The organism is Streptomyces sp. NPDC038280, from assembly GCF_055600045.1.
Map to the genome: position 1 here is coordinate 920487 of NZ_JBVJYZ010000001.1, position 25229 is coordinate 945715.

The 25229-nt window shown below is 73.8% G+C and carries 15 protein-coding genes; 2 read left to right on the plus strand and 13 right to left on the minus strand.

Going from position 1 to position 25229, the window contains the following annotated elements; genetic code table 11:
• Nucleotides 1-19 precede the first annotated feature (19 nt).
• Nucleotides 20-850: a PaaX family transcriptional regulator gene (locus ACZ7J0_RS04150; protein ID WP_470883764.1), complete on the plus strand. Its 831-nt coding sequence runs from the start codon at nt 20-22 to the stop codon at nt 848-850.
• A 15-nt stretch (nt 851-865) separates the two neighbouring features.
• Here the strand turns inward: ACZ7J0_RS04150 and ACZ7J0_RS04155 are convergent, their stop codons facing one another.
• Together ACZ7J0_RS04155 and ACZ7J0_RS04160 are read right to left on the minus strand one after the other, a co-directional pair.
• Nucleotides 866-3172, minus strand: coding sequence for a bifunctional salicylyl-CoA 5-hydroxylase/oxidoreductase (locus ACZ7J0_RS04155; RefSeq protein WP_470883766.1), 2307 nt, complete (start codon nt 3170-3172; stop codon nt 866-868).
• On the minus strand, nt 3157-3984 hold the full coding sequence (locus tag ACZ7J0_RS04160) for an enoyl-CoA hydratase family protein (protein ID WP_468704374.1): 828 nt from the start codon (nt 3982-3984) through the stop codon (nt 3157-3159). The genes ACZ7J0_RS04155 and ACZ7J0_RS04160 overlap by 16 nt, the downstream gene beginning before the upstream one ends.
• 288 nt (nt 3985-4272) lie before the next feature.
• Between ACZ7J0_RS04160 and ACZ7J0_RS04165 the strand changes: the two genes are divergently transcribed.
• Nucleotides 4273-4731 (plus strand): ATP-binding protein, encoded by a 459-nt coding sequence (locus ACZ7J0_RS04165; RefSeq protein WP_470883767.1) that lies wholly within the window; start codon nt 4273-4275, stop codon nt 4729-4731.
• A 36-nt stretch (nt 4732-4767) separates the two neighbouring features.
• On the opposite strand, the gene argF is transcribed toward ACZ7J0_RS04165, so the two are convergent.
• The 11 genes from argF to ACZ7J0_RS04220 all read right to left on the minus strand — a co-directional run bounded on the left by argF (nt 4768) and on the right by ACZ7J0_RS04220 (nt 25185).
• On the minus strand, nt 4768-5778 hold the full coding sequence (argF, locus tag ACZ7J0_RS04170; RefSeq protein WP_470883769.1) for an ornithine carbamoyltransferase: 1011 nt from the start codon (nt 5776-5778) through the stop codon (nt 4768-4770).
• Nucleotides 5779-5887: 109 nt separating this feature from the next.
• A complete protein-coding gene (locus ACZ7J0_RS04175; RefSeq protein ID WP_470883771.1) occupies nt 5888-7123 on the minus strand; it encodes an arginine deiminase in 1236 nt (411 codons plus the stop codon).
• Between the two features lie 64 nt (nt 7124-7187).
• Nucleotides 7188-9368: a hypothetical protein gene (locus ACZ7J0_RS04180; protein WP_470883773.1), complete on the minus strand. Its 2181-nt coding sequence runs from the start codon at nt 9366-9368 to the stop codon at nt 7188-7190.
• Complete coding sequence (locus tag ACZ7J0_RS04185) at nt 9368-11497, minus strand: serine/threonine-protein kinase (RefSeq protein WP_470883775.1); 2130 nt, start codon at nt 11495-11497, stop codon at nt 9368-9370. The genes ACZ7J0_RS04180 and ACZ7J0_RS04185 overlap by 1 nt, the downstream gene beginning before the upstream one ends.
• Nucleotides 11494-14040 (minus strand): hypothetical protein, encoded by a 2547-nt coding sequence (locus ACZ7J0_RS04190; protein ID WP_470883777.1) that lies wholly within the window; start codon nt 14038-14040, stop codon nt 11494-11496. The genes ACZ7J0_RS04185 and ACZ7J0_RS04190 overlap by 4 nt, the downstream gene beginning before the upstream one ends.
• Complete coding sequence (locus tag ACZ7J0_RS04195; RefSeq protein WP_470883779.1) at nt 14037-17669, minus strand: tubulin-like doman-containing protein; 3633 nt, start codon at nt 17667-17669, stop codon at nt 14037-14039. Before ACZ7J0_RS04195 ends, ACZ7J0_RS04190 begins: the two co-directional genes overlap by 4 nt.
• 73 nt (nt 17670-17742) lie before the next feature.
• Nucleotides 17743-20211, minus strand: a complete 2469-nt coding sequence (locus ACZ7J0_RS04200) for a VWA domain-containing protein (protein ID WP_470883781.1) — start codon at nt 20209-20211, stop codon at nt 17743-17745.
• A 6-nt stretch (nt 20212-20217) separates the two neighbouring features.
• Nucleotides 20218-20664 (minus strand): Pycsar system effector family protein, encoded by a 447-nt coding sequence (locus tag ACZ7J0_RS04205; RefSeq protein WP_470883783.1) that lies wholly within the window; start codon nt 20662-20664, stop codon nt 20218-20220.
• A 41-nt stretch (nt 20665-20705) separates the two neighbouring features.
• On the minus strand, nt 20706-22037 hold the full coding sequence (locus ACZ7J0_RS04210; protein WP_470883785.1) for a hypothetical protein: 1332 nt from the start codon (nt 22035-22037) through the stop codon (nt 20706-20708).
• A complete protein-coding gene (locus ACZ7J0_RS04215) occupies nt 22034-24355 on the minus strand; it encodes a hypothetical protein (protein ID WP_470883787.1) in 2322 nt (773 codons plus the stop codon). The genes ACZ7J0_RS04210 and ACZ7J0_RS04215 overlap by 4 nt, the downstream gene beginning before the upstream one ends.
• Nucleotides 24352-25185 (minus strand): nucleotidyl cyclase domain-containing protein, encoded by an 834-nt coding sequence (locus ACZ7J0_RS04220; RefSeq protein ID WP_470883789.1) that lies wholly within the window; start codon nt 25183-25185, stop codon nt 24352-24354. The genes ACZ7J0_RS04215 and ACZ7J0_RS04220 overlap by 4 nt, the downstream gene beginning before the upstream one ends.
• Nucleotides 25186-25229: the final 44 nt, after the last annotated feature.

Here is a 25229-nt window from a genome sequence, read left to right on the forward strand (position 1 = left end):
CGGGATTTAGAGTGATCTGGTGGCCGAGCAGCACACCCCCCGTTCCCTGATCGTCTCCCTGTACGGCGCGTACGGGCGCACGGCGGACAACGCCCCCCTGCCTGTGGCGGAGCTGATCCGGCTCCTCGCCGCCCTCGGCGTGGACGCGCCGTCCGTCCGCTCGTCCGTCTCCCGCCTCAAGCGCCGCGGGCTCCTGGTGCCCGGGCGCACGGAGGACGGGGCGGCGGGCTACTCCCTCTCCCCCGACGCCCAGCAGCTCCTCGACGACGGCGACCGGCGGATCTACACGAGGACCGAGCCGTCCGTCTCCGAGGGATGGGTGCTGGCGGTCTTCTCGGTCCCGGAGGCCGAGCGGCACAAGCGTCATCTCCTGCGTTCCCGCCTCGGCGGACTGGGCTTCGGCGCGGCGGCCCCCGGCGTGTGGATCGCCCCGGCCCGGCTGTACGAGGAGACCCGCCACACCCTGGAGCGGCTGCGTCTTGGCCCGTACGTCGACCTCTTCCGCGGACAGCACCTGGGCTTCGCGCCGACGGCCGAGGCGGTGGCGCGCTGGTGGGACCTGCCGTCCATCGCCAAGCAGCACGAGGACTTCCTCGCGGCGCACGAGCCGGTGCTGCGGTCGTGGAACGCCCACCCGTCCGGCTCCCCGGAGGACGCCTACCGGGACTATCTGCTCGCCCTCGACTCCTGGCGGCGCCTGCCGTACGCCGACCCCGGCCTCCCGGCGGAACTGCTCCCCCAGGACTGGCCGGGGGTCCGCTCGGCCGCGGTCTTCGGCGAGCTGCACAGCCGTCTGAGGGACGCGGGGGCCGGATTCGTCCGAGGAGGGGCCGGGGAAGGCGCCCGCTGACGCCTCCCGCGCTCCTTACGGGCGGGGCGCCAGGCTGAGCCGCGGTTTCGGGCCGTCGGCACGCCCGGTCGGGGGTGTGCGGCTGCCCGCGCGGTAAGGGGCCGGCCAGGGCGCGGCGGGGCCTTCGTACGCCTGGTCGGCCGCCGCGTGGAGTGTCCAGTGCGGGTCGTAGAGGTGGGGGCGGGCCAGCGCGCAGAGGTCGGCGCGGCCCGCGAGGAGCAGGGAGTTGACGTCGTCCCAGGACGAGATCGCGCCGACGGCGATGACGGGGATGTCCACGGCGGCGCGGATCCGGTCGGCGTACGGAGTCTGGTAGGTGCGGCCGTACTCGGGCTGTTCGTCGGGGACGACCTGGCCGGTCGAGACGTCGATGGCGTCGGCGCCGTGGCGGGCGAAGGCCCGGGCGATCTCGACGGCGTCCTCCTGGGTGGTGCCGCCCGGTGCCCAGTCGGTCGCCGAGACGCGCACCGTCATGGGCCGCTCGTCGGGCCAGTTCGCTCGTACCGCGTCGAAGACCTCGAGCGGGAACCGGAGCCGGTTGGCCAGGGAGCCGCCGTACGCGTCCGTCCGCTGGTTGGTCAGCGGGGAGAGGAAGCCGGACAGCAGATAGCCGTGGGCGCAGTGGAGTTCGAGGAGGTCGAAGCCGCAGCCGGCGGCGCGCCGGGCCGCGGCGGCGAACTGTTCGCGGATCTCGGTGAGGCCGGCTCGGTCGAGCTGGTGGGGGATCTGGTTGACGCCGGGGCGGTACGGAAGCGGGGAGGCGGCGGCCAGCGGCCAGTTGCCCTCGTCGAGGGGCTGGTCGATGCCTTCCCACATCAGTTTGGTGGAGCCCTTGCGGCCGGAGTGGCCCAGTTGGACGCCGAGCGCGGTGCCCGGGGTCTGCCGGTGCACGAAGTCGGTGACGCGCTGCCAGGCGGCGGCCTGTTCGTCGGTGTAGAGGCCGGTGCAGCCGGGGGTGATGCGGCCCTGCGGGCTGACGCAGACCATCTCGGTCATGACCAGACCGGCGCCACCGAGGGCGCGGGCGCCGAGGTGGACGAGGTGGAAGTCGCCGGGAACGCCGTCCTCGGCGCGGTACATGTCCATCGGCGAGACGACGACGCGGTTGCGCAGGGTCAGCCCGCGCAGCCTGAAGGGGGTGAACATCGGGGGCGTTCCGGGCGGGCAGCCGAATTCGCGTTCCACGGTGTCGGTGAAGTGCGGGTCGCGCAGCCGGAGGTTGTCGTGGGTGACCCGTCGGCTGCGGGTGAGGAGGTTGAACGCGAACTGGCGTGGTGGCTGGTCGAGATGGAGGGCGAGGTCCTCGAACCAGCCCAGGCTGGCGGCGGCCGCGCGCTGGGTCGAGGCGACGACCGGGCGGCGCTCGCTCTCGTAGGCGGCGAGGGCCTCGTCGAGCGTGGGCTGTTCCTCGACGCAGGCGGCCAGGGCGAGGGCGTCCTCGACGGCGAGCTTGGTGCCGGAGCCGATGGAGAAGTGGGCGGTGTGGGCGGCGTCGCCGATGAGGACCGTACGGCCGTCGGACCACCGCTCGTTGACGACCGTGCGGAACGCGGTCCAGGTGGAGTTGTTGCCCCGCAGCGGGCGGCCGCCGAGCGTCTCGGCGAAGATCTTGGCGCAGCGGTCGGCGGACTCCTGCTCGTCCAGGACGTCGAGGCCGGCCGCGCGCCAGACCTCTTCGCGCATCTCGACGATCACGGTCGAGGAGCCGGGCTCGTAGGGGTAGCCGTGGAGCTGCATCACGCCGTGTTCCGTCTCGGCGATCTCGAAGCGGAAGGCGTCGAGGGCGAAGTCGGCGGCGAGCCAGATGTAGCGGCAGCGGTGGGTCGTCAGCCGGGGCCGGTACGCCTCGGCGCGGGCTTCGCGGGTGAGGCTGTGGACGCCGTCGGCGGCGATGACGAGGTCGTGCGACGCGGCGAGTTCGGTGGCGGGCGGGGCCTCGGTGCGGAAGCGCAGCCGTACCCCGAGAGAGGCGCAGCGCTGGTGCAGGATCTCCAGGAGCCGGCGGCGGCCGAGCGCGGCGAAGCCGTGGCCGCCGGAGGTGAGGGTGCGGCCGCGGTGGACGATCTCGATGTCGTCCCAGCGGACGAACTCCTCCCTCAGGGCGCGGTAGACCTCCGGGTCGGCGTGCTCGATGCCGCCGAGGGTCTCGTCGGAGAGGACGACTCCGAAGCCGAAGGTGTCGTCGGGGGCGTTGCGTTCCCAGACGGTGACCTCCCTGGCGGGGTCGAGGCGCTTGAGCAGGGCGGCCGCGTACAGCCCGCCGGGTCCGCCGCCGATGACGGCGACGCGCAGAGGCCTGGCCATGGTCAGCGTCCCTGCCATTTCGGGGGACGCTTCTCGGTGAAGGCGGCATGGAATTCGGCGTAGTCCGCGCCGTTCATCAGGAGCGCCTGGGTGGCGGCGTCCATCTCGACGGCCGCGGACAGCGGCATGTCGAGCTCGGCGGTGAGCAGTGCCTTGGTCTGGGCGTGGGCGAGCGCGGGGCCGTCGGCGAGGTGTCGGGCGAGGGCGGCGGCCCGGGCGTCGGCCTGGCCTTCGTCGGTGAGCTCGCTCAGGAGGCCGATGCGTTCGGCCTCGGGGGCGCGGACGGGTTCGCCGAGCATCAGCAGCCGGGTGGCGTGGCCGAGTCCGACGACCCTCGGCAGCAGGTACGCCGCTCCCATGTCGCCGCCGGAGAGGCCGACCTTGGTGAAGAGGAAGGCGAAACGGGCGGACGGATCGGCGATACGGAAGTCGGCGGCCAGCGCGAGGACGGCTCCGGCGCCCGCCGCGACGCCGTGGACGGCGGCGATCACGGGGAAGGGGCACTCGCGCAGGGCGCGCACGACCTGGCCGGTCATCCGGTTGAAGTCGAGGAGCTGGGCGGTGTCCATGGAGAGGGTGGCGCCGATGATCTCGTCGACATCGCCGCCCGAGCAGAAGCCGCGCCCTTCGCCGCCGAGGACGAGAGCGCGGACGGCGCGCTCGCGGGAGAGCTCGGCGAGGAGATCGCGCAGGTCGGCGTAGGCGCCGAAGGTGAGTGCGTTGAGCTTCTCGGGGCGCGCGAGGGTGACGGTGGCGACGCCGTCGTCGATCGCCAGGTGGAGATGCCGCCACTCTTCGGTGGGGGACGCGGAGCTGGAAAAGGGGCTCATGCGGGGGGCCTCCCTCAGCGGGGCGGACTGCTTTCGACGCCTCTCGGAGCGTATCACCGTTGCGTGACTGTCGTCAGGAGCGCGCGATACGGCACGGCCGGCCACGGCCCGGGGGGCGCGAGGACCCAGGTCCCGCACGGGACGGACCCAAGGTCCCGCCCGAGGGGGGCGCCCGCCTCTCGGGGCGCGGAGGACACTTCGTAAAGTTGAAAGCAGGACCTTGCTGCTCCGCCCGGCACCACCCCACCCCGCAGCCGACCCGAGCCACCCACCGAAAACGGACCCGCTGTGACCGAAGCCCCCGGCCCAGGACCCGCCGTCGCCCCGGCGTCGTGGCGGATCGCCCTGCCGCACAGCACGGCCGCCGTGCCGATCGCCCGTGCCCTGGTCCGCACGGCACTCGCCGAGGTCGAGCCGCCGGCCGACAGCGACACGGCCGAGCTGCTCACCGCCGAGCTGGTCGCCAACGCGGTGGAGCACACCGTCCGGGGCCCGGAGCCCATCCAGCTGGTGGTGGAGCTGCGGGAGTCCGGCTGCCAGGTCGAGGTCCACGACCCGGACCCGTCGCCGCCCGGCGATCTCGGCGCCCCCGGGCCGGGCAGCGCGCCCGACCCCTGGCAGGAGCACGGGCGGGGTCTGCTGCTGATCCGCGCGCTGAGCTCGGCCTGCGGCCACCGCCCCACCGGTGCCGGCAAGGCGGTCTGGTTCACCGTCCCGGCGCAGCGGACCCCGTCGACGGCGAGCTGAGAAGCCGCGCGCCAGGGCCCGCGGGGAGCGGGGGCGCTAGACGGCAGGGCCCGCGAGCGTGGCCACCATGACCGCCTTGATGGTGTGCATCCGGTTCTCGGCCTCGTCGAAGACGACGGAGTGCGCGGACTCGAAGACCTCGTCCGACACCTCCAGCTCGGTCAGGCCGTGGCGTGCGTGGATGTCCCGCCCGACGGCCGTGCCCAGGTCGTGGAAGGCGGGCAGGCAGTGCAGGAACTTGACGTCGGCGTTACCTGTGGCCCGGAGCACGTCCATGGTCACGGCGTACGGCGCGAGCGCGGCGATCCGCTCGTCCCAGACCTCCTTGGGCTCCCCCATCGACACCCATACGTCGGTGGCGACGAAGTCGGCGCCCCGCACGCCCTCGGCGACGTCCTCGGTGAGGGTGATACGGGCGCCGCTCGCCGCGGCGGCCTCGCGGGCCTGCGCGACGACCGCCTCGGACGGCCAGTAGCTCTTCGGGGCCACGATCCGTACGTCCATGCCGAGCAGCGCGCCGGTGACCAGGTACGAGTTGCCCATGTTGAAGCGGGCGTCGCCGAGGTAGGCGAAGGCGATCTCGGTCAGAGGCTTGGCGGAGTGCTCGGTCATGGTGAGCACGTCGGCGAGCATCTGGGTGGGGTGCCAGTCGTCGGTGAGCCCGTTGAAGACGGGAACGCCGGCGTGGGCGGCGAGCTCCTCGACCGCCGCCTGGCTGTCGCCCCGGTACTCGATCCCGTCGAACATCCGGCCGAGCACCCGGGCGGTGTCCTTCACCGACTCCTTGTGGCCCATCTGCGAGCCGGAGGGGTCGAGGTAGGTGGTGGAGGCGCCCTGGTCGGCGGCCGCGACCTCGAAGGAGCACCGCGTCCGGGTGGAGGTCTTCTCGAAGATCAGCGCGATGTTCCTGCCCCGCAGCCGCTGGACCTCCGCGCCCGCCTTCTTGGCCGCCTTGAGCTCGGCGGCCAGGTCGACCAGGCCGCGGAACTCCTCGGCGGTGAAGTCCAGCTCCTTGAGGAAGTGGCGGCCGATGAGATCAGTGGCCATGGGGCGCTCCTGCGTTCCGGATACGGGGACCTTGGAAGTCTATACGAGCATCAGAATTTCTATGCAGCCGCCCCCCGGGTTCCCGCCGCCCGCACCACCCCGTCCGCGGCTACTGCGCGGGATCACGCTCCACCGGGCAGCTCATGCAGCGCGGACCGCCCCTCCCGCGCCCCAGCTCACTGCCCGGGATCTCGATCACCTCGATGCCCTGTTTGCGCAGATGGGTGTTGGTGGTGACATTGCGCTCGTACGCGACGACGACGCCCGGCTCCACGGCCAGTACGTTGCAGCCGTCGTCCCACTGCTCGCGCTCGGCCGCGTGCACGTCCTGCGTCGCGGTCAGCACGCGGATCCCGGTGAGGCCGAGGGCGGCGGCGATCGCACTGTGCATGTGCTCCGGCGGATGGTCGCTGACCCTGAGGGTCCTCGGCGTGTCGCCGGGTTCGATCGTGTACGACCGGAGCATCCCCAGGCCCGCGTACTGCGTGAACGTGTCCTGGTCGACCATCGTCATCACCGTGTCGAGATGCATGAACGCCCGCCGCTTCGGCATGTCGAGCGCCACGATCGTGCGCGCCGAGCCCTCCGCGAAGAGCCGGTGCGCCAGCATCTCCACGGCCTGCGGGGTGGTCCGCTCGCTCATGCCGATCAGGACCGCGCCGTGCCCGATGACCAGGACGTCCCCGCCCTCGATGGTCGACGGGTAGTCGGCCTGCCCCTGCGACCAGTGGTGGAAGGGGCCCGCCTCGGGGCCGGTGAACAGCGGATGGTGCTTGTAGATCGCCTCGAAGTGGACCGTCTCGCGCTGCCGGGCGGGCAGGCGCATGGCGTTGATGGACACCCCGTCGTAGATCCAGGCGGACGTGTCCCGGGTGAAGAGATGGTTGGGCAGCGGGCCGAGCAGGAAGTCGTCCAGGTCCATCACATGGAAGCGCACGGACGTGGGCTCGGTGTGGGCGGCCAGGAACTCTCGCTTGGTCATGCCACCGACCAGCGCCTCGACCAACGCACCCGTCTCCATGCCGTCGAACGCCGCTCTGAGGTGGTCGGTGGCGAGCGGGCCGTACTCCTTCTCGTGGAAGACCCGGTCCAGTACGAGCGCCCGGGCGGCGGGCAGTTCCAGCGCCTCGCGGAGCAGATCTCCGAAGAGGTGCACCTCCACCCCCCGGTCGCGCAGCACGTCGGCGAACCCGTCGTGCTCCTGCCGCGCGCGGCGCACCCACAGCACGTCGTCGAAGAGCAGGGCGTCCTTGTTACTGGGGGTGAGCCGCTTCAGCTCCAGATCGGGGCGGTGGAGGATGACGCGGCGCAGCCGCCCGGTCTCGGAATCGACATGGAATCCCATGTCCCCATCCTGGCCGAGCCGGGCGCCCCGCGCGCCCCTGCGGCACCACCCCGGTCCACCGGCGTCAGGCGAGCAGGACGACCACGATCGCCAGGAGCAGGACGACGAAGGCGGCGACCAGGCCGTAGACGACGAGTCGGCCGTCCTGCGCGGGCTCCTCGAGGCCGAGGTGGCCGGGGGGCGCGGGCGGGCGGCGGGGGGCCTCCGGGGGGCGGGGCGGAGAGGACGGGTGGGGCGGCGGAGCCGGGTGGGGAGGCGGGGACGCGGGGTGGTGGGGACGCGGCGGAGGCGGTTCGGCCTGCCGGGTACCCGGCCCGGGTGGTGAGGAGAGCGGCTCGGCTGGACGCGCGCCCGGCGAGAGCGGCTCGGCTCGACGCGCGCCCGGCGTGAGCGGCTCGGCTCGACGGGCGGCCGGCGTGAGCGGCTCGGCTCGACGGGCGGCCGGCGACGGCGAGTTGCTTCCCTTACCCGCGTACGCCTCCCTCAGCAGCGCCAACCACACCTTCTCGGGCAGGCCGGGCTGCTCGCTCTCGATGATCCGCCACACCGCGTCGCGCGCGGCCGGGTGCGGACCCGCGCCGAGTCTCGGCAGCAGGGAAGCGAGTCGGGTGACGAGCACCTGGTCCTCCAGCATCGGTCGTACGGCCCACCGGTGGAGCGCCGCCGCGTTGGCGGCGCGGACCGCGTCCGCCCGCTCCCCGCCCCCCGGTCCCCACGAGCCGGTCACGAACAACTCCTGGTCGAGGACGGTCTCGCAGAACTCCAGGCGCGCCCGCCGGTTCCAGGACGGCCAGCGGTCCGCGGCCTCCGCCATGAGGACCGTCGTCGACTCGTACGGCAGCCGCTGCTGGAGCGCCAGGATCAGATCGTCGTCCGAGGCCTGATGGGCGGCGGCCGTCACCTTGCGGGGCGAGTGGCTGTCGGGGTCACGGACGATCGCGAGCAGGGCCGTGAGCCCGATGCCGCCCCCGCGCCGCCGACGCAGCCGCCGACGACGCGTCCGGCGCGGTTCGGGCCAGGCGGCAAGCTCTCGCGCGGGCTGGTGTGCGTCGGGGACGCGCGCCGGGTGGTCGTACGGTGGGGCGGACCGTTGCGGCTCCTGGAACGGGGACACGGGCTCGCGAGCCGGGGGCCCTTGGGGCGCCGGCACCTGTCGGCCGGGTCCACGGCCCGGCCCTTCCCCGCGTGACAGCTCCGGTCCGTCCAGCCGGTCCAGCCGGTCGGGGCGCGAGTCGCGGCGGTCCGGCGTCCCGTGCCGTTCCCTGTCGGCGCCCGGCCCCCAGTCCCCCGCGAAGCCCGTACTCTCCGAACGCTCCCGGCCCCCCGCGACTGCCCCGCCCCCCGCGCGCTCCCGTCGCTCCAGCTCGTCCAGAGCCCGTTCGGCGATGTCCAGCAGCGGCCCCTCGTAGCGCCTGGCGGCGGTCTGGAGCGCCTCGTCCACCTCGTACTCCTGCCCGTCGCCCCGCGCCACGCCCCGCAGATGACGACGGACCAGTCCGGCCGCCACCTCCTCGGCCCGGTCACCACGGCGTTCCAGCGGGTCGGCGCGGCGCCGTTCGGCGTTCCGGGAGGCCGCGCCGGACCACTGCTGGACGAACACGAAGCGCAGGGGCGGCATTTCGGCCGTGTCGTGCGTCGCGAACGTCCAGGGCGTACGCACGGCCTCGCCGAACATTCCGTACATGCCCCACAGCATCCGATGGGCGGCGTCGCCGCCGCTCGGGTCGAGCAGGGTGAACGGCGCCGCCGGGTGCCGCAGCAACTCCGCCACGGCGCCGGTCAGTTCCCGTTCCGCCAGCGGCAGGGACGAGGACAGCCGCTGCTGTCCCTCCAGCGTCGCGGGCAGCAGCGCGGCCTCGCGTACGGGGGCGATCGTGCCGCGGACCTCGGCCAGTGGGAGATCGCTGCCCTCCCAGGCCCAGGTGTGCAGTCCGAGGCAGGTCCCCGGGTCGAGGACCTCCGCCGCCGCCACCAGCGCGTGGCAGATCGTGCCGGCGCGCCCGTCCGCCTCGCGCCACGGCGCCCGGCGCACCAGAACGACGTGCTGGTGCTTCTCCAGCCGTACCAGCGCCGGCACCGTCTCCTCACCGGTCGCCCGGAGCATGGCACCCACGTTCCGGAAGAGCGTGTCGGCCTGCTCCCGGCCGCACGACCAGGCCACCGGACCGAACCCCGGGGTGCCCGAGGCGTCGTCGGTGTCCCAGCGGAAGACGATCTGGTCGACCCAGTTCTCCTGTCGGGCCATCAGAAACCCACCTCTCTCGACTCCGGCGCCGGGAGCAGCCCGCACATGGCGAAGAGGGACACCAGCGGCGCCAGGACCCGGCGTGGCCTGACGCCGTGCGGGAAGCGGTCGCCCCGGGCCTGTCCACCGGTCGCGGCGACGAAGTGCAGGGTGCAGCGGGCGCATTCGTCGAACGGCTTCAGCCAGGCGGGGCTGGCGTGGTGGGACAGGAACGCGTAGGCGTCGCGGCTCTCCGCGCGTGCCGTCTCCGGGTCGAAGCGCGCCGGAAGCGCGCGGGAGAGCCAGCGGTCGACGGACGGGTCGAAGCGCACCAGATCGCTCTTGTTGACGGCGACCACCGCGGGCGCCGCGATGTACTGGCCCTGCCGGGGGATCCGGTTGAGAACCGTGGTGAACGCCTCGTCGCCGAGGTCCCGCCGGGGCATCCCGAGCCGCTCGCGCACCGGGTCGAGGAACGGCATCCGCAGCGCCCTCAGCGGGTCGAGCACGAAGATGAACGCGTCGACGCCCATCAGGAAGCGGGTCACCTCGCCGTCCTGCGCGAGGTCCTCGCCGGCCAGGTCGAAGAAGACGACGGGCCGGGTCGGCAGCCCCCGGCCGGAGACCAGCAGCCCGTCGGCGAAGCGGGCGAAGGTCTGCTGCCCGGTCCGGCCGAGCTGCCGGCCCTGTTGCAGGCTCTGCACCCGCTCCCGCAGAAACGTGCGGTGCGCGTCCGGGTTGAGGGGCAGGCACTTGAGGCCGTACGGCTCCAGGCCGCGCTGTTCGACCTCGCCCAGCATCGCGGCGAGCAGGTGCGTCTTGCCGACGGCGGAGCTGCCGACCAGTGCGACGGAGAGCGGTTCGCCATTGGTCAGATACGGCACGGGCAGCTCGTGCGCCTCGTCGCCCGAGGCGTGCGGGCACAGGTGGTAGGCCTTGCGCAGCGCGTCCTGCCGGTGCGCGGGCCGGTGCTCGGCACTGAGGTCGAGCGGGATGCGGTCTCCCTTCTGGTCGATGGTGACGAGCAGGCTCTCGTCGAACTCGACCGGCAGCAGACAGTGCGGGCACTGGCGGCCGGCCGGAGCCGGCGCCGGGTCGGCGGGGACCTCGTACGCCCGGGGCGGTGGCGCGGCGGGGGCCCCTGAGAGCCAGCCGCGCAGCGAGCGGCGGGTGGGCGGCGGCACGTACTCCAGGGCGTCCTGGAGGTCGCCGTCCGCTGCCTGCTGCCCGGTAACGGACTCTGTCCGCTTACGGGCGAGCTGGGCGTCGAAGTCGGCGCGGCCGCGGCTCAGCGCGTCGGCGGTGCCGGGGGCGGTGGCCAGGGGGTCGGGCGCGTGGAGCAGTCGCATGAACTCCCCGGGTGAGGGCCGCCCCTCGGCCCTGGCGTCGAACACTCCCCCGTGGTCGAGGGCGGCGAGGCGCCGGAAGTCGGTGAGGTCGGCGGGTGGGCCGAGGCCCTTGTCGGGCCGGCCGGCGAGCAGGTAGTAGACGAGCTGGGCGACCGACCAGAGGTCGTCGCGGGGGTCGGCCTTGCCCGTGCCGTCGCGCTGTTCGGGAGAGGACCAGGGCGCGGCGCCGAAGGCCTCGCGGGGCTCGCCGGCGCGCAGCGCGGCGTATGGCTCGGACAGCCGGACATGGGTGCCGTCCCAGCGGACGGTGTCCGGCGCGATGGCCCGGTGCACCAGTCCGGCGGCGTCCAGCAGCCTGACGGCGAGGGCAAGTTGGGCGATGACCTGTTGCTGTTCATCGCCGGAGAGCGTGCCTCCGAGGGCGGCGACGGGCTCCCCGCCGGCCACCCGGTAGAGGATGAACGGTTCCGGGGCGTCCAGGTCGAAACCGATCATGCGGGTGAACACGTCGGCGAACCGTTCGGAGCCGTAGCGGCGTTCCAGGGCGACGGCCGCGGCCACTTCCCGTTCGAGCCTGCCGTAGGCGTGCGGGTCGCCGTGCTGGGAGAGGGGCAGCCGGTACTGGAGCACCGGCCAGCCGGTGCCCAGCGTCACCTCGCGGGCGATCAGGCCCGGGCGGCCCGGTGGTCTGTGGTCCTCGCCGTACCGTGCCGCGAAGCGGACCGGCTCCTCCAGGTGCGTGAGGAACTCCAGCTCTTCCTGGGTGGCGGCGGAGAACGCCTCCTGCCCGGTGCCAGTCATAGTGCTCCGCTCTCCTCTTCCCTGACCGTGCGCACCACATCGGCGCGCAGCGGTACGAGACGCAGCACACCGGCATGCCGTCCGGCCGGTGTCCACACGACGTCCTCGGCGACGCCCCGCCAGCTGTCCCGCGTCTCATCCCGCTCGGCGCCCCGACGCATCGCCTCCGGGACGAACCGCACCTGGCGCACGGCCGCGGGGTCCTGCGACAGCAGCCGCCGGTGCTCGGGACCGCACAGCTCCACGGTCTGCTCGGGGCCCTGGTCGGAGGTGAGCAGCCGGGCCACCCGTTCGGAGTCGACTCCGAGCAGCCGGGCGGCGTCCGGGCGGGACGCGGGATCGGCCGCGAAGGGCGGCGGCGAGGCGGCTCCGTCGCGCAGCAGCCGGGTGTGGACCTCGACGAGGAGCTCCGTCATGGGACCGTCCAGGGCCGTCCGTCCGGCGCTCCCCGGGTCGCGTTCGACGCTCGCCCAGCAGGGTTCGAGGATGCGGATGACGCCCTGGCCGAGGTCGTCGACCAGGGTGTCGACGAGCGCCGGGCCGCCGTCGCCGCGCAGCAGCTCCAGCCACGCCGGGTGGGCCTGGCCGTCGGCCGCCGCCACCCGCTCGTCAGGCTTGGGCGCGACGGGCTGCGGGGGGGTGTCGAACCAGCCGACACCGCCGGTGGCCTCGCCCCAGTTGTCCCAGCTCCAGGAGTCGGCGGACGGCTCGGGAGCGGTGCGGTCGGGGCCGGTGGAGGCGTGGTTCCCGTGGACGGATTCCCTTCCCCCGAGACCCGCGGGCCTTCCCTGCCCCCCATGCGCGGGGTCGTGGTCGTCGGCGGTCCGCGCCATGCCCCGCAGCAGCCGGGAGACCGCTCCCGCGCCGTCCGAGCAGTGGTGGCGGACCTCGGCGAGGAGCCAGTCGTGGACGGCCGTCTCGGCGAGGAGCTGGTGGACGTCCCGCATGATCCGGTTCGCGTACGCCGCGTCCGTACGGCTCCACCAGGAGTCGACGGCCCGCTTCCACTCCCCTGCCGCCAGCGCCACGCACACGAGCACGGCGAGCGCGAGGGCCGCCGCTCCCGCCCACCAGGGCAGGGTGAGGAGCCGGCCCGTGAGGGCCCCGGCCACACCGCCGAGCAGACCGCCGGCGAGCCGCGGGCCCGTGGCGGCGCTGCCGCCGCCGTCGAGCCGGCCGTCGGGCGACCGGTTGGGCCGGCGGCGCAGCGCCAGCGCGGCGAGGCCGGCGGCCAGGAGGCCGGTGGCCGGCCCGAGTGCCCAGCCCGGCCCCGGCCAGAGCCCGGCGGCGAAGGCGAGCACAGCGGCCAGGAGGGCCGCCAGGGCCGGGGCACCGCCGACGGTGAAGGGCAGCGGCGACGCGAGATGGCGCAGATAGCCCGCGTCGCAGATCTCCTCGAGCCGGGCGATCCGGGACGCGCTGCCGGACGGGGCCGAGCGGACCGAGAGCGCGGCGAGACGGCCGGCGACCGACCTGAGCGGCAGGCGCCGGGTGATCAGGCCCTCGGTGAAGTCGCGCAGACCCGGGACGACGCTGCTGCGGGAGATCTCGGGCGGCAGTTCGGGCAGTTCGATGCCGCGTTCCCTGAGCCGGGCGCGCTGTTCGGGGGTGAGGCGGGCGCCGCCCGCGTCGGTGAGAGCGTCGCCGATGACGGAGCAGTAGCGGGTGAGGGCCAGGGCCAGTTCCTCGAGGCGGCCCGGGAGGTCGACTTGTCGCCCCACTGCCGTGAACAGCCCGGATGTGCCGCGTACCTGGACATGGCCGTCGTTCGCGTCCTGGAGGGCGTCCTCGCATTCCCGGGCGCGGGCGCCCGCCGGCCCCCGGGCCGGCGTCCAGACATGGCCCTGGAGGCTCGTCGGGACGGAGTCGTCGAGAAGGACCGCGAGTTCGGCGGGGACGGCCTCCGCGGGCGCTCCTCCGGGCGGGGTGGCGCGGGCCGTGGGGGCGCCGGTGATCGCCGGGGGCGCGGCGAGGTCCTGTCCGGTGAGGCTCTCCAGGGTCTGGCGCCAGGCCCTGGCCCTCGCCTCGTCCGTCAGATCGTGTTCCAGTACGCGCACGGACGGCAGGGCGACGCCGTGCACGACCTGGCCGAGCGCGCGCAGCACCGCGTCGAAGACGTCCGGCGCGGACAGGACGTCGACCAGGGGCCGCAGGGCGGTGTCGTCGTCGGCCGCCGGTCCGGACGGGGCGCCGCCCCGTCCGCGCACGTCGAGCAGCCAGAGCACTCCCGCGGCCGGGGGTCGCAACGTCAGCGAGCGCCTCAGTGCCCGCCGCCCCTCCCCCGCCGGGCCGACCGCCAGACAGATCACCTGCGCGGGTCCGTAGGAGAAGAGCCGTTCGTGCAGGAGCTGATGGGCGACGAGCCGCGCCGCGTCGTCGATGAGCAGGAAGCGCCGTTCGGCGACGGGCTGGGGTGTGTCCAGCGCGTCCCGCACGACGTCGGCGAGGCGCCCGGCCGCGTCCGGACCGGGCCCGGGGTCACGCAGGTCGACACAGACCGCGTGCCCCGGCAGCCCGTGGTGGGGGGTGAGACGGGGGTTCATGCCTCGTCACCGTCCGTGTCCCACGGGTAGTCACCGGCGGCCTCGGGCCGACGCGCCGAGCGGCGGTCCTCCGCCCGGTCCGGCTCCCAGGTCTCGCCGTCACGTGCCCGCGGTACGCCACCGTCGGCGCCACGTCGCTCCGCCCCGCGCCCCTCCCGGCGGTACGGCTCCGTGTCGCGCGCCTCGGTGTCCCAGGTCTCGCGCTCACGCGCCTCCCGGCCCCAGGACTCGCGCTCGCGCGGATCGGACCCGCGCTCCCCACGGCCCCGGGGCTCGGCGCTCCGGGCCTCGGGGTCCCAGGTCTCGCGCTCACGCGCCTCCCGGCCCCAGGTCTCCCGCTCGCGCGGATCGGACCCGCGCTCCCCACGGCCCCGGGGCTCGGCGCTCCGGGCCTCGGGGTCCCAGGTCTCGCGCTCACGCTGCTCCGGTCCACGCACCTGACGGCCCCTCTCCTCCCAGTCGTCGGCCTCGGCGGCGCGCGGCCGTTCGTTCTCCGCGGCGTCACCGGCCGGCGAGTGGCGTTCGTACAGTGCCCGCAGCGTGGGCCGGGTGGGCCGGGCGGCTCCGGAGAAGCGCATGTCCAGGGCCCCGTCGAGGGTCTCCTGCCAGAAGTGGCGCAGCGGCTCCAGCCACTCCTGGTCCTCCTCGCCGTACCGGTCCGACAGCTCCTTGATCCGGGCGATCTGACGGGGAGCCACGTCCTCGATGAAGGTGAGGAAGAGCGGCGAGGGCGCCACCGGTGTGTTGGCGAGTCCCAGCGGCAGCGTCCGCATCAGCCGTTCGCAGAAGTCCTCGATGATCTGGCCCTCGTCGAGCAGGGCCCAGCGTTCGTAGGCCCTCAGCATTCCGGCCCAGCTGGAGAGCGAGCCGTCGAAGTCCTCCAGACGCAGGGTCATCGTCGCGGAGTCGCCGTCCTGCAGCCGGATCCGGATCAGTTCGGGGGAGGTGACGGAGCCCTGGTGGTCGATCCGGCCGTTCCACATGGCGCACAGCAGCCGGTGGAGGATGCGCTGCCGGTCCTCCTCGGTGCTTACCAGCCAGTCGTCCCGGTGCCCGAGCCGCTGCCGCCAGTGCAGGAAGTCGTCCTCGCCCGCCGAGTCGCGCGCCTCCGACCAGGTCTTGAGCACCTCGCGCACCTCGGAGATGTCGGTGAGGTTCATACCGCTGCGGAACAGCACCACGGTGAGCGAATCGGTGTCGACGGCCCGGTACTCCCGGTCCGCCCGGGCCGGCAGGTTGAGTTCCTGGCCGAGGTAGGCCGCGGCCCGGCCGTCGGTCTCGCTCTCCGGGTGGACGATGAGGATCTTCAGGGGGCCGGTGCCGTCCGGGGTGAAGCCGACCGGCAGCAGCCCCGCGAGCTGGGAGCGGAACTGGCCGAGCCAGCGGCTGTCGACCTTCGCCTCGGCGGTCTCGTCCCCGGCGGCCGCGCGCAGCAGCAGCGCCATCGACGGCAGCAGGGGCCGTTCGTACAGGGTGTCGTCGGCCTCCCCGAAGAGCCGCTTGACGCGCCGCTCGACGATCTGCTTGATCTCCTTGACGGCGGCTCCCTGGGAGCGGCGTACGGCTTCGAGGGCGGCGCGCCAGTCGTCGGGGCGGATCAGCTGGTCGAGGAGGCCCGCGGCGTCGGTGTTCTCGGGCAGCCCCTCGCTCTTGACGAGCCGGTCGAGGACGTCGTCGTAGAAGGCGCGCAGGCTGTTCTGCGGGGGCAGCAGATACGAGATGCCGGTGCGGTCGTCGCGGTAGAGCTCGCGGCGGCGGTCGGCGAAGAGCTTGCCCTCGTCCTCCTCGTGGGACCGCAGCGCCCGGGCGAGTTCACCGATCTCGCGGACGACGCGGGTCAGCGGGGGCCGCCACTGCGACTCGCCGCTCTGCCAGCCGCGGTGCCACAGGACGTTGGCCCGCCAGCGGTACCAGACGTCCTGCTCGTCCAAAGCCTCCTGCACGTCCGGGTCGCTCCAGCGGGCGGGGACGAGGCCGCCCGCGCCGCCCTTGATGCGGGGGATCTGCGGGGCGGAGGGCTGGATGTGCTGGGGTCGCTCGGGCTCGTTCCTGCGGTTGTCGAGCATGCCGGTGAACCCGGCCTCGGCGGCCCGCTGGGGGTGTCCGGGAAGCCCTGCGAGGATGGTCTCCAGCTGGAACGGGCCCACCAGGCCGAGGAGTTCGCGGGCGCCGGTGCCCGGCTTGAAGTCATCGGTCAGCCGGGGGATCTCCCGGGCGAGTTCGCGCTCCAGCCGGTGGAGCCCGTCCTCCATGTCCCCCAGGCGGTCCCGCAGGCCCTGGGTGATCGCCCTGCTGCCCTTGGGCAGTTGCTCGGGCAGGGGGATGTCGGGGGCTTCCCGGTTCCACAGCCGTCCGATGCCGGAGCGCTCGAACAGGTCCCGGACCCGGTCGGTGCCGTCCTCGGCGGGCCGCCGCGCCCGCTCGGTCATACCGCGCACCGCCTGGGCGAGCAGACGGGCGGCGACGATCTCGGCGAGGTCGTCGACGGGCACGGTCAGCGAGGCGGCGAGACTGGTGGACATGCCCCGGTAGCCGATGCCGGAGCGCGCGGGCGTGGAGCGTTCCACGCTCTTGTTGATGAAGCTGGCGGCGAAGGACTGGTAGTCGTCCTCGCTGCGGCTCTGGCCGTTGTCGTCGCTCAGTTCGGTGCCGATGAGCGACATCACCATGGCGGTGATGGAACGGCGCAGGTCCTCGGTGCGGATGACGGCGGGCTTGCTGAAGAGGAAAGCGGTCTGCACGGTGGAGGGTCGCAGCGCGACGACGCCGTCGCCGGGGTAGCGGACACTGATCCGGCCCCGCTGTTGTACGTCTCCGACGTCGGCGAGGGCGTCGGGCACGTTCTGGTCGTCGACCAGCCGCGAGAGGTCCACCAGGGCCCGGGCCGAGTTCAGTTCCGCCTCGCGGCCGCCGCCGGCCTCGGGCGGGAAGGCGGAGGGCATGACGACCAGCGGGTAGATCTTCACGCCGGGCACCTTGGACTTGCGGAACTCGTGCCCGATGAGATGGATGAAGTCGTAGTAGATGCCCGCTCCGGTGCCGCCGGCCACCGAGAACGCCACGAAGACGTCGCAGCCGCGGATCCGTCCGCCGCCCACGCGCTGGAGGTCGCCCGCGGAGTTGCCGATGGCGCCGATCGCCTCCCGCAGCTGCCGCAGCACCGGCTCGAGTCCGCTGCGGAGGGTGGCGAAGAGCGCGGCGCGGCCCACGGTGGGCAGCTGCCCGGCGCCGTTGTGCAGCGGGGCCACGCGCGGCTGCCGTGCCTGCGGCGGCAGCCAGTCGCGGGTCTCCTCGTGCAGGGCGACCCGCAGCATCCGGGTCACCTCGGGAGAGCTGTCGTACTCGCTGGGCAGCAGGTCCCGGATCATGCGCGAGGTGCGGGCGTAGGCGGCGCCCTCGGCGCCCTTGGTGTTGAACTGCTGCTGGCGCAGCAGCTCCGACTCGCTGAAGTCCGCGTAGACGAACTGGAGGCAGTCGGGCAGCTGGAACGGCAGGCGGCGGCCTCCGTCGACGAGTTTGGTGCCGTCCGGGCCGCACAGTTCCCGGCGCAGGCCGCGTTCCAGCTCGGTGCCGATCCGTCCGCCGGTGCCACCCAGACCGACGAAGAGCATGGGCTGGTAGATCTTCATGTCGTCTCCCCTTGGAACTGGAACGTCGTGCCGGGGCGTCGTACGAGGTCGTCGTACGACGCCCTGTGGCGACTCAGAAGTTGGGGTCCCACCGGCTGGTGCCGGCGGTCTGTTCGCCGCTGTCCGCCCCGGTGGGGCGCGGCGGACCGCTGTCCGGGCGGCGCCCGTCGGCGGCGGGCCGGGACCATCTGCCGGACCGCGCGCCGCCGTCCTCCCCGCCCTCGCGTCCGTCGCTCCCCTCGCGTCCGGTGCGGGCGCCGCGGCCGGGCCGTACGCCGCGGGCTCGTTCCCGCCAGCCGTTGCCACCGCCACCGGGACGCCTCTGACTCCCCGCGCCCTGGCGGCCGGTGGCGCGCCCGTCCCGGACCACGACCTCGAGGCCCTCGTCGAGGGCGACGGGCTCCCCGGGCCGTACCGACTGTTCCCGTCCGCCGTTCGGGCGCAGCAGCAGCTCGCCCGAGCCGGTGCGCCGCAGCCGGTGGCCGCCGGCTCCGGTGCGGGCGCGCCGCAGTTCGGGCGCCGCTCCCCGCATCTCGTCGACGGTGAAGTGGTACTCGCCTCCGGCGCTCTGCCCCGCGCGGATGGTGAGCGAGTCCAGGGCGATGCCTTCCCGGCTCAACTCCAGTCGCGCGCCGGTCAGGTCACGCCGCCTGCGGCGGCCCCGGAGCCACAGGAAGGCGACGACCGCGAGGGCCAGGGCGAGCGCGGCGCCGCCGGCCACGGCGCCCCGCCACTGGTCCCACCAGGTGGGCGGCGCCTCCACCCGTACGTCGAGGAAGGTGGAGTCCAGCACCCGGGCGCCGTCGCCGGTGTCGACGACGGTCACCTGTCCGCCCACCTCGCCCAGGGGGATGCCGGAGCCCAGGGTGACGGTGAACGCCACCCGGGTCTTCTTGCCCGGGTCCGCGGTGACGGTGGCGGGGGCGACCCGCAGCTCGGCCCCCGGCGACTGGTCGTCCAGGGCGAGGCGCAGGGTGTGCGGTCCGCTGTCGTTGTTGGTGACGTCCAGCGTTCCGGCGAGTGTCGCTCCGGGGTTCACGGTGGCCCGCTCGACGGTCAGCCCGGCGGTGACGAGCGGTGTGCCGGGGGTCGTACGGGCGTGCAGCGGGCGACGGTCGGAGGTGACGCCGGGGGCCGACATCAGGGTCGTGACCTCGAGTTCGCCGGTGGCGGTCGCGGGGACGGTGATCGTGCCGGTGAAGCGGACGTCCGCGGCCGTGCGGTCCGGCGCCTTTCCGTCATCGGCCAGGGCCACGGTGACCGGGGCGAAGCCGCCGCCGGAGAGCCGCGAGGAGACCTTGATGCCGGTGAGCTGAGCCGGGTCCGTGATGACGACACCGCGCCGGGTCTGCATCCGGACCTCGACGACGGCCCGCTCGCCCGGCCGCGGCGAGGCCGGGTCCAGGGTGACGGCGGAGCGCAGCCGCCCCTGCCAGATGGCACGGACGGCGACCTCGCGGTCGCGGTGGCCTTCGGGTGCCTCGATGTGGACCCGCCAGCGGCCCGGCAGCGGATTCTTGACGCGGAGCGCCTCCACCGGGCCGTCCTGACCGCTGACCTCGAAGGTCGATCCGTCGAAGTCGCCCTGGGCGGGCACCTTGTGGCCGCGCGGGTCGTAGTAGGTGACCGTCACCTTGGGGTCGTGCTTGCCGACCGTGATCGAGCCGTCGGTGGCGATGGGCGGGATGGTGACGGAGAGGTCGGCGGGCGGCTTGCCGACGGTTCCGTGGGAGATCTGGGCGCACCGGGCGGCGGCGAAGGTCTCCTGGAGCGCCTTGTCGATCTGCGCCGAATCGCCGACGACCCGCATCTTCGGGGTGGCCCCGGGGAGATCGGCGACGCAGCTGCCCTGGTAGCCGCCCGCGGCCATGGCGGTGAGCGCGGCGCGGTCGACGTCGGGGCCGAAGCCGAGGGGCCAGATCTGCACGGATCCGGCGCGGGCGCGGCCGAGTTCCTCGGTGAGCCGCTTGGCGGCGTTGGCCTGGCGGCTGGCGGCGTCGGTGCCGTACTCGGGGCTGTCGTGCACGTCGAGTTTGCCGTCGGTGAGCAGGAACACGACCTTCGGGGCCGTTCCCGCTCCGCCTTCGGAGAGCCGGCCGACGGCCTGGCGCAGCGCGGCGGGGAAGTCGGTTCCGGGTCCCATGCGGGCGGCGTCACGGCGGGAGAGCTGCTGGACGCAGTCGCTGAGGCGCTGTCGGCCGGCCGCGTCGGCGACGGTCAGCCCGCACACTTCGCGCACCGGTGACTGCCCCGGTTTCTCCGAGCTTCCGAAGCCGATCACGGCAGCGCGCGACCGCTCCGATATCTCGCCCTGGCTGAGCAGCGCGGCGGCCTCCACCTCACGGGCCAGATCCTTGGTGGAGAGGCTCGCCGACTGGTCGACGACCACGGCGAAGTCGATCGGGTCGGGGCCCTCGGCGGGGCCGCCCGGTGCCCGCGCCGCTCCGCTCGCGGCGGGGGCCGCCGTGGCGCCGAGCGGGCCGGACAGCGCCAGCAGCCCACCGGCCAGCAGCAGCGCGCCGGACTTGATTCTCCAGTGCATCGTCTCTCACCACAGTTCGCTGAAGAGGGCCAGGAGCACGCCGAGCGCCAGGGAGCAGACGCCCATCCGTAACCACCTGTACTTGGCGGCGAGCACCGCCCCGTGGACGCTCGCCTGGTCGAGGAGCCAGCCGGTGGCGTCGTCGCCGGACGCCGTCAGCCGGTCCAGAAGCGCCGTGGAGGGCGCCCCGGCGACGAGGTCGCGCAGCAGGGTGCGGTCCGCGCCGATCCGGGTGCGGGGCAGTATCACGGCGACGAGCATCAGCACACCGGCGCCCCAGAGCAGTCCGCCCGCGGACAGCAGGACGAGGGCGGGGCCCGAGGTGGGCAGCGGGGCGGGGTCCTTGGAGAACACCACGGCGAGGAAGGCGATCGCTCCGGAGAGCAGGATCGCCGCCTTGGTGTCGGCCCTGCCGATGTCCTCCCGGACGGCGGTCAGCAGACGTTCCGCCATGAAGCGGAGGTCGGCCGGTTCCGGCGGCGGGGCCCCGGCCGTCATTCGTCGTCCCAGTCGTCGAAGTCGGCGCTGTGACGGCCCCGGTCGGACGCGGGGAAGTCCCGGTCGTTCCGGCGGAACTCCCGGTCGCGTTCCGAGGAGGACTGGACCCGGGTCGGCTCGTACACCTGCGCGTCCTCGGGCGCCCGCGGAGGGTCGGGGAGGTCGGGTTCGCGCGTCCCGGGGTGCTCGTCGCGCCGGGGGGCCGACCGAGCCTCGGACATCTCGTCGTCCCAGGGGCGGCTGACCTGCTCGGGGCGGCCCTCCTCCAGAGCGGGCCGCCGCGGTCCCGGCGCCAGGACGCGGCCGGCGACCCCGCCGAGTACGTCTCCGGTGCTCTCCCGCAGGAACTGCAGCACCTGGTACATCGGCTCCCCGATGTCGTGGCGCTCCAGCACCCCGGTGTCGAGGAGCCGGTTGAAGACGGCGAGGAAGTCGGCCTGCCCCTCCCGCTTCTCCTGCTGGAGCTCCCGGCGGATCTCCCACTGTTTGTCCGGGTTCATGGCCATGTGGTGGGCGATCTGCGCCACTTCGCCGCTCTTGAGGAGGAGCTCGAAGTCGCGGGCCCGCTCGGCGACCAGGCGCCGGCTGTCCCTGTCCCTCTGTCGCTCCACGTCGGCGAGGCTGCGGTTGACCTGCATGGTCACCCCGGCGGTGTCGCGCTTGCCGATCTCCGCCTTGACGCTCTCGTCGAGGTCGATGAAGACATGGACGCGGGTGCGGAGCCCCAGGTCGCGACCGAGGGCGAGGCGGCCGGAGCTCAGCTCGTCGCGTACGGCCTCGTCGGCGCGCTGCGCCTCGGTCAGTCCGAAGCGCCGGGAGACCGCGCGCAGCCCGTCGAGGAGATCGTCGCGCAGCAACTGGGCCACGTCCCAGACGCCTTGGGTGACGACCAGGTACGGGTCGGCCACCTCCCAGTGCACACGGGCCTGCGCCTCGAAGAAGACGCCGTCGCCGGAGGCGGGCAGAGCGAGGTCGAAGGAGGTCACATTGCGCCCGAGCCGCACCTCGAAGACGGTGTACGGGCCGCCGAACAGCGGCTTGTTGTGGTCCTCCTGGCGCTCGGGCCACATCACCCGGTGGCCGCCGTTGCGATAGAGCAGGACGGCGGCGATCTGGCCGCTCTCGCGCTTGTACGGCGGCGCGCACTCGCGCACGAGCGGTCCCTTGGGGCCCTCGTCGAGCTGCTCGCGCGCCTTGTCGCGGGCGTTGTCGCGGCCGCCGGCGCGGGCGTTGTCGCGGTTCTGGTCACGGGCCCTGTCCCGGGGCCTTTCCCGGTCGCCCCGGGCCCTGTCCGCCTTGGGCTGTCCGCCGTTTCCCTCGGGGCTCATCGCTCGACTCCTTCCACCACGGCGTCCCACATCCGGCCCGCCGCCTCTGTGTTCAGCGGCCGGTCACGGTCCCGCACAAGGTCTTTCAGCAGGCCGCGCAGCCGGTCGCGGTCCCTGCGGTTCACGGCGATCAGCGGCAGGAAACCGCAGACATGGCCCAGGGCCTCCTCGTCCCGCGCCGCCCGACGCAGCAGGCTGCCCAGTCCGTCCAGCGCGGTCTCGCCCGAGCGGGCGGTGGACAGGGTGTGGCGCAGCAGATCGGCCAGCTCCGGCGCCAGGTCCGGCCGGGTCGCGAGCAGCGCGAGGAGCAGCGGCCGGGAGGCATGGGGTTCGAGTTCGGCCACCTCGTTCAGGCCCCACAGATGGGTGGTGCGCATGGTCAGGGTGCCGATCATGGAGATGAGGACCAGATTGGAGAGGTTGATCCGGCCGTCCTTGAGCCACTCGGCCAGGCGCTGGGTCACGGTCTCCGGTTCGCCGGAGGCGAGCAGCCGCATCACGCTGAACGACGCCGCGCCCAGTACGCCGGTGTCCTCCCCGGCGTCCGTCCGCACCACCCGTCCCAGCGCGCTGAGGGAGCCGCGCACCGAATGGGCGGCCAGCGCGTATCCGTGGGCCAGCAGGGCCGTTTCGAGCAGGGCCTCGTTGTCTCCCGCGGCCCACTCCTTGAGCACCGCCGCGACCGCCGGCCGTACCTTCGGGTCGCGGGCGGCCTCGGCAAGGGCGGTGGCGGCGGACATCCTCGGGACGGGGCTGTCCATGGCCGCCATCGGGCGGACCAGCTCGCCGAATCCGTAGATCCAGTCCCAGGAGCACAGGACCCCTGCCGCGATGGACGCGCGGACCCACACCTCGGGGCGGGCGTCGTCGCACAGCGAGCGCAGCCAGCGGGAGAGCGGCCCGCGCACATTGTGGTAGCCGTGCCACACCTCGCGCAGGACGGCGGGCGCGAGGGCCTCGCCCTGGAAGCGGATGGCGCGCACGGGGACCCGCGCCTCACCCAGGTCGATCTCGCCGTCCTCCAGGACGGACCGGGCGAGGACCGGCCGGTTCTCGGCATGGGTGCCGAAGAGCCGCCGTCCGGTCGGCTGTTCGGGGTCGAGCGTGACCGCCAGTTCCCAGGCCAGCAGCTCGGCGGCCTCCGCGGTGATGCTGTAGGCGGAGCCGTTGAAGACGGCGACGGCTATGCGGAAGGCCGCGCGGTTGAGGGTCGCCGCGGCCTCGGGCAGGGCGCCTGGCCGGTCCGCGCCGGCGAACCAGGCCCGGGCCTGCGCGCGGACGAAGATGGCGCAGTCCTCGAGGAGTTGCTCGTCGGTCAGTTCGTCCTTCTGCCGGCGGGCGAGATGATCGGCGAGCCGTGCCGCCTCGCGCGGTCGCAGCTCGTCCAGCCCGAGGGCCTCGGTCACATCGGGACGGCCGGCGAGCGCCCGCGCGGCGGCGAGCGCGCCTTCGGGTTCGCCGCGCAGCAGGACCCGCAGATGACGGTGGAGCACGTCGGCGAACGGCGGCGGCGGGCAGTAGACCCCGTACCGTCCGCGCAGCACCCGGTCGGCGAGGTCGCCGCTCTCGACCAGGACGATTCCGTACGCGTCGGCCTCGCGCAGCAGATCGCCGAACCGGTCGAGGTGCAGACCGGAGAGCCGCGCGGGGCGCCGGGGCGTCTCGCGCGGTTCGCCCCGGCGGCGTTCGGACTCCGTCCTGTTGTCGTCCTCGGGCGGCAGCTCCAGCAGATGGCCGCAGCCGCTCTCCAGCGTCTCCAGGGTGATCTCGTGCACCGCGTGGCTGGGGTCGAGGCGGTTGACCTTGTGGTCGGTGAGCTCGGAGAGCAGCGCGAGGGCGGTGGCCTTGCGGCCGCTGCCCGGTTCTCCGCACAGGACCAGCAGCCGGTTGGTGCGCAGCAGCTGCTTCATCCGCTGGTAACCGGAGGTCTCGCAGTAGACGTCGTCGAGGTGCTCCAGCGTCTCGCGGGGGACCGCTCCCTGGACGAGGGAGGCTCTGTTGTCCGTCCCGAACTGGCTGATGAAGTAGTTGCCCTCGTAGAACTGGCCGTCGCCACCGATGTCGTACGTGCGCTCGGCACGGCCGGGGGCGAAGGTGCGGCGCGCGGCGCGGGCCGTGCCGGCGCCGCCGGTCCCACCGGAGCCGCCCAGCGGGCTGCGGCCGGCCTGGTCGAAGGGGTTCGACTCGTTCTGCGGCTCGGCGGCGCCGTCACCGCCGGGGGCGGAAGCGGGTGAGGACGAGGGCGAGGAGGAGGGAGGGGCCGGTGCGGCCTGGTCGCCCGCTGGATCCTGTGCCGGGGCGTCGTCCTGGTCGCTCACGCGCGCTCACCCCTGCCGGGGGCGGGGCGGTCGTGGTCGGTGCGCGGGGCGTCCTTGCGGATGCCGGTGAAACCGCCGCGGATGTCGTTGCCCTTGAAGACCTGGATGTCGCCCTGGGCGTTGTACTCGTGCCGGCCCCGGGGGCGGTCGCTCCCGGCGGGTGGTTGAGGTGGCGGTGGGCCGTCCCCCCTCATCGGCCCACCGCCGGTCGGGGTGTCCCCGTCGCTGCCGCCGCCGTCGTCCCCGAGGGGCGGCGCGGTCCTGCGCGGGATGTGGAACCAGGCCGTCTCGTCGGTCTCCTTGGACCGGATCCTGGCCGATCGGTAGTGGCCCGGTTCGACATAGCGGCCGCCTTCGACGACCACGTGGGAGTAGAGCCAGTCGGAGACGACGACCAGCAGATCGGCGTCGGGCGCGGCCGTCATGACCCCCTTGGCCTCCTGGCTGTCGCACAGCCGGCACGCCAGGTCCACGGCACGTCCCACGAGACCCCGGCCGTCGTCCAGCACGGGCCCGGCGTTCATACCGACGCGTAACCGCAACCGCTGTTCGCGTCCCAGGTTGTGCTCGCGCAGGCTCTCGTAGAGGGTGTCGATCCACCGTCCGACCATCAGCGTCGGCGGCACGTCGGGGCGCAGGGCGACGAGGATGCCGTCGCCCCGGTCCTCCTGGTGGACCGTGCCGGGTTCGATGCCCACGGAGGCGTACGCCTCGCCGAACGCGTCGTACATGGCGGCGCGCATGAGCTTCTTGGCGTCCATGCCCCATGTCCCCGAACCGCAGGCGTCTGCGAAGACCACGAGCCTGTGGATGGCTCCCGCACTGCTCACTCGGACCCCCTGTGTGCCGTGATGCTGTGGTGACAGGACCAGCC

What these genes read in the sequence shown, in the direction of transcription:
- ACZ7J0_RS04155 (WP_470883766.1), bottom strand. Translation starts at nt 3,172, where the DNA reads ATGGCAGGGACGCTGACCATGGCCAGGCCTCTGCGCGTCGCCGTCATC.
- ACZ7J0_RS04160 (WP_468704374.1), bottom strand. Translation starts at nt 3,984, where the DNA reads ATGAGCCCCTTTTCCAGCTCCGCGTCCCCCACCGAAGAGTGGCGGCAT.
- argF (WP_470883769.1), bottom strand. Translation starts at nt 5,778, where the DNA reads ATGGCCACTGATCTCATCGGCCGCCACTTCCTCAAGGAGCTGGACTTC.
- ACZ7J0_RS04175 (WP_470883771.1), bottom strand. Translation starts at nt 7,123, where the DNA reads ATGGGATTCCATGTCGATTCCGAGACCGGGCGGCTGCGCCGCGTCATC.
- ACZ7J0_RS04180 (WP_470883773.1), bottom strand. Translation starts at nt 9,368, where the DNA reads ATGGCCCGACAGGAGAACTGGGTCGACCAGATCGTCTTCCGCTGGGAC.
- ACZ7J0_RS04185 (WP_470883775.1), bottom strand. Translation starts at nt 11,497, where the DNA reads ATGACTGGCACCGGGCAGGAGGCGTTCTCCGCCGCCACCCAGGAAGAG.
- ACZ7J0_RS04190 (WP_470883777.1), bottom strand. Translation starts at nt 14,040, where the DNA reads ATGAACCCCCGTCTCACCCCCCACCACGGGCTGCCGGGGCACGCGGTC.
- ACZ7J0_RS04195 (WP_470883779.1), bottom strand. Translation starts at nt 17,669, where the DNA reads ATGAAGATCTACCAGCCCATGCTCTTCGTCGGTCTGGGTGGCACCGGC.
- ACZ7J0_RS04200 (WP_470883781.1), bottom strand. Translation starts at nt 20,211, where the DNA reads ATGCACTGGAGAATCAAGTCCGGCGCGCTGCTGCTGGCCGGTGGGCTG.
- ACZ7J0_RS04205 (WP_470883783.1), bottom strand. Translation starts at nt 20,664, where the DNA reads ATGGCGGAACGTCTGCTGACCGCCGTCCGGGAGGACATCGGCAGGGCC.
- ACZ7J0_RS04210 (WP_470883785.1), bottom strand. Translation starts at nt 22,037, where the DNA reads ATGAGCCCCGAGGGAAACGGCGGACAGCCCAAGGCGGACAGGGCCCGG.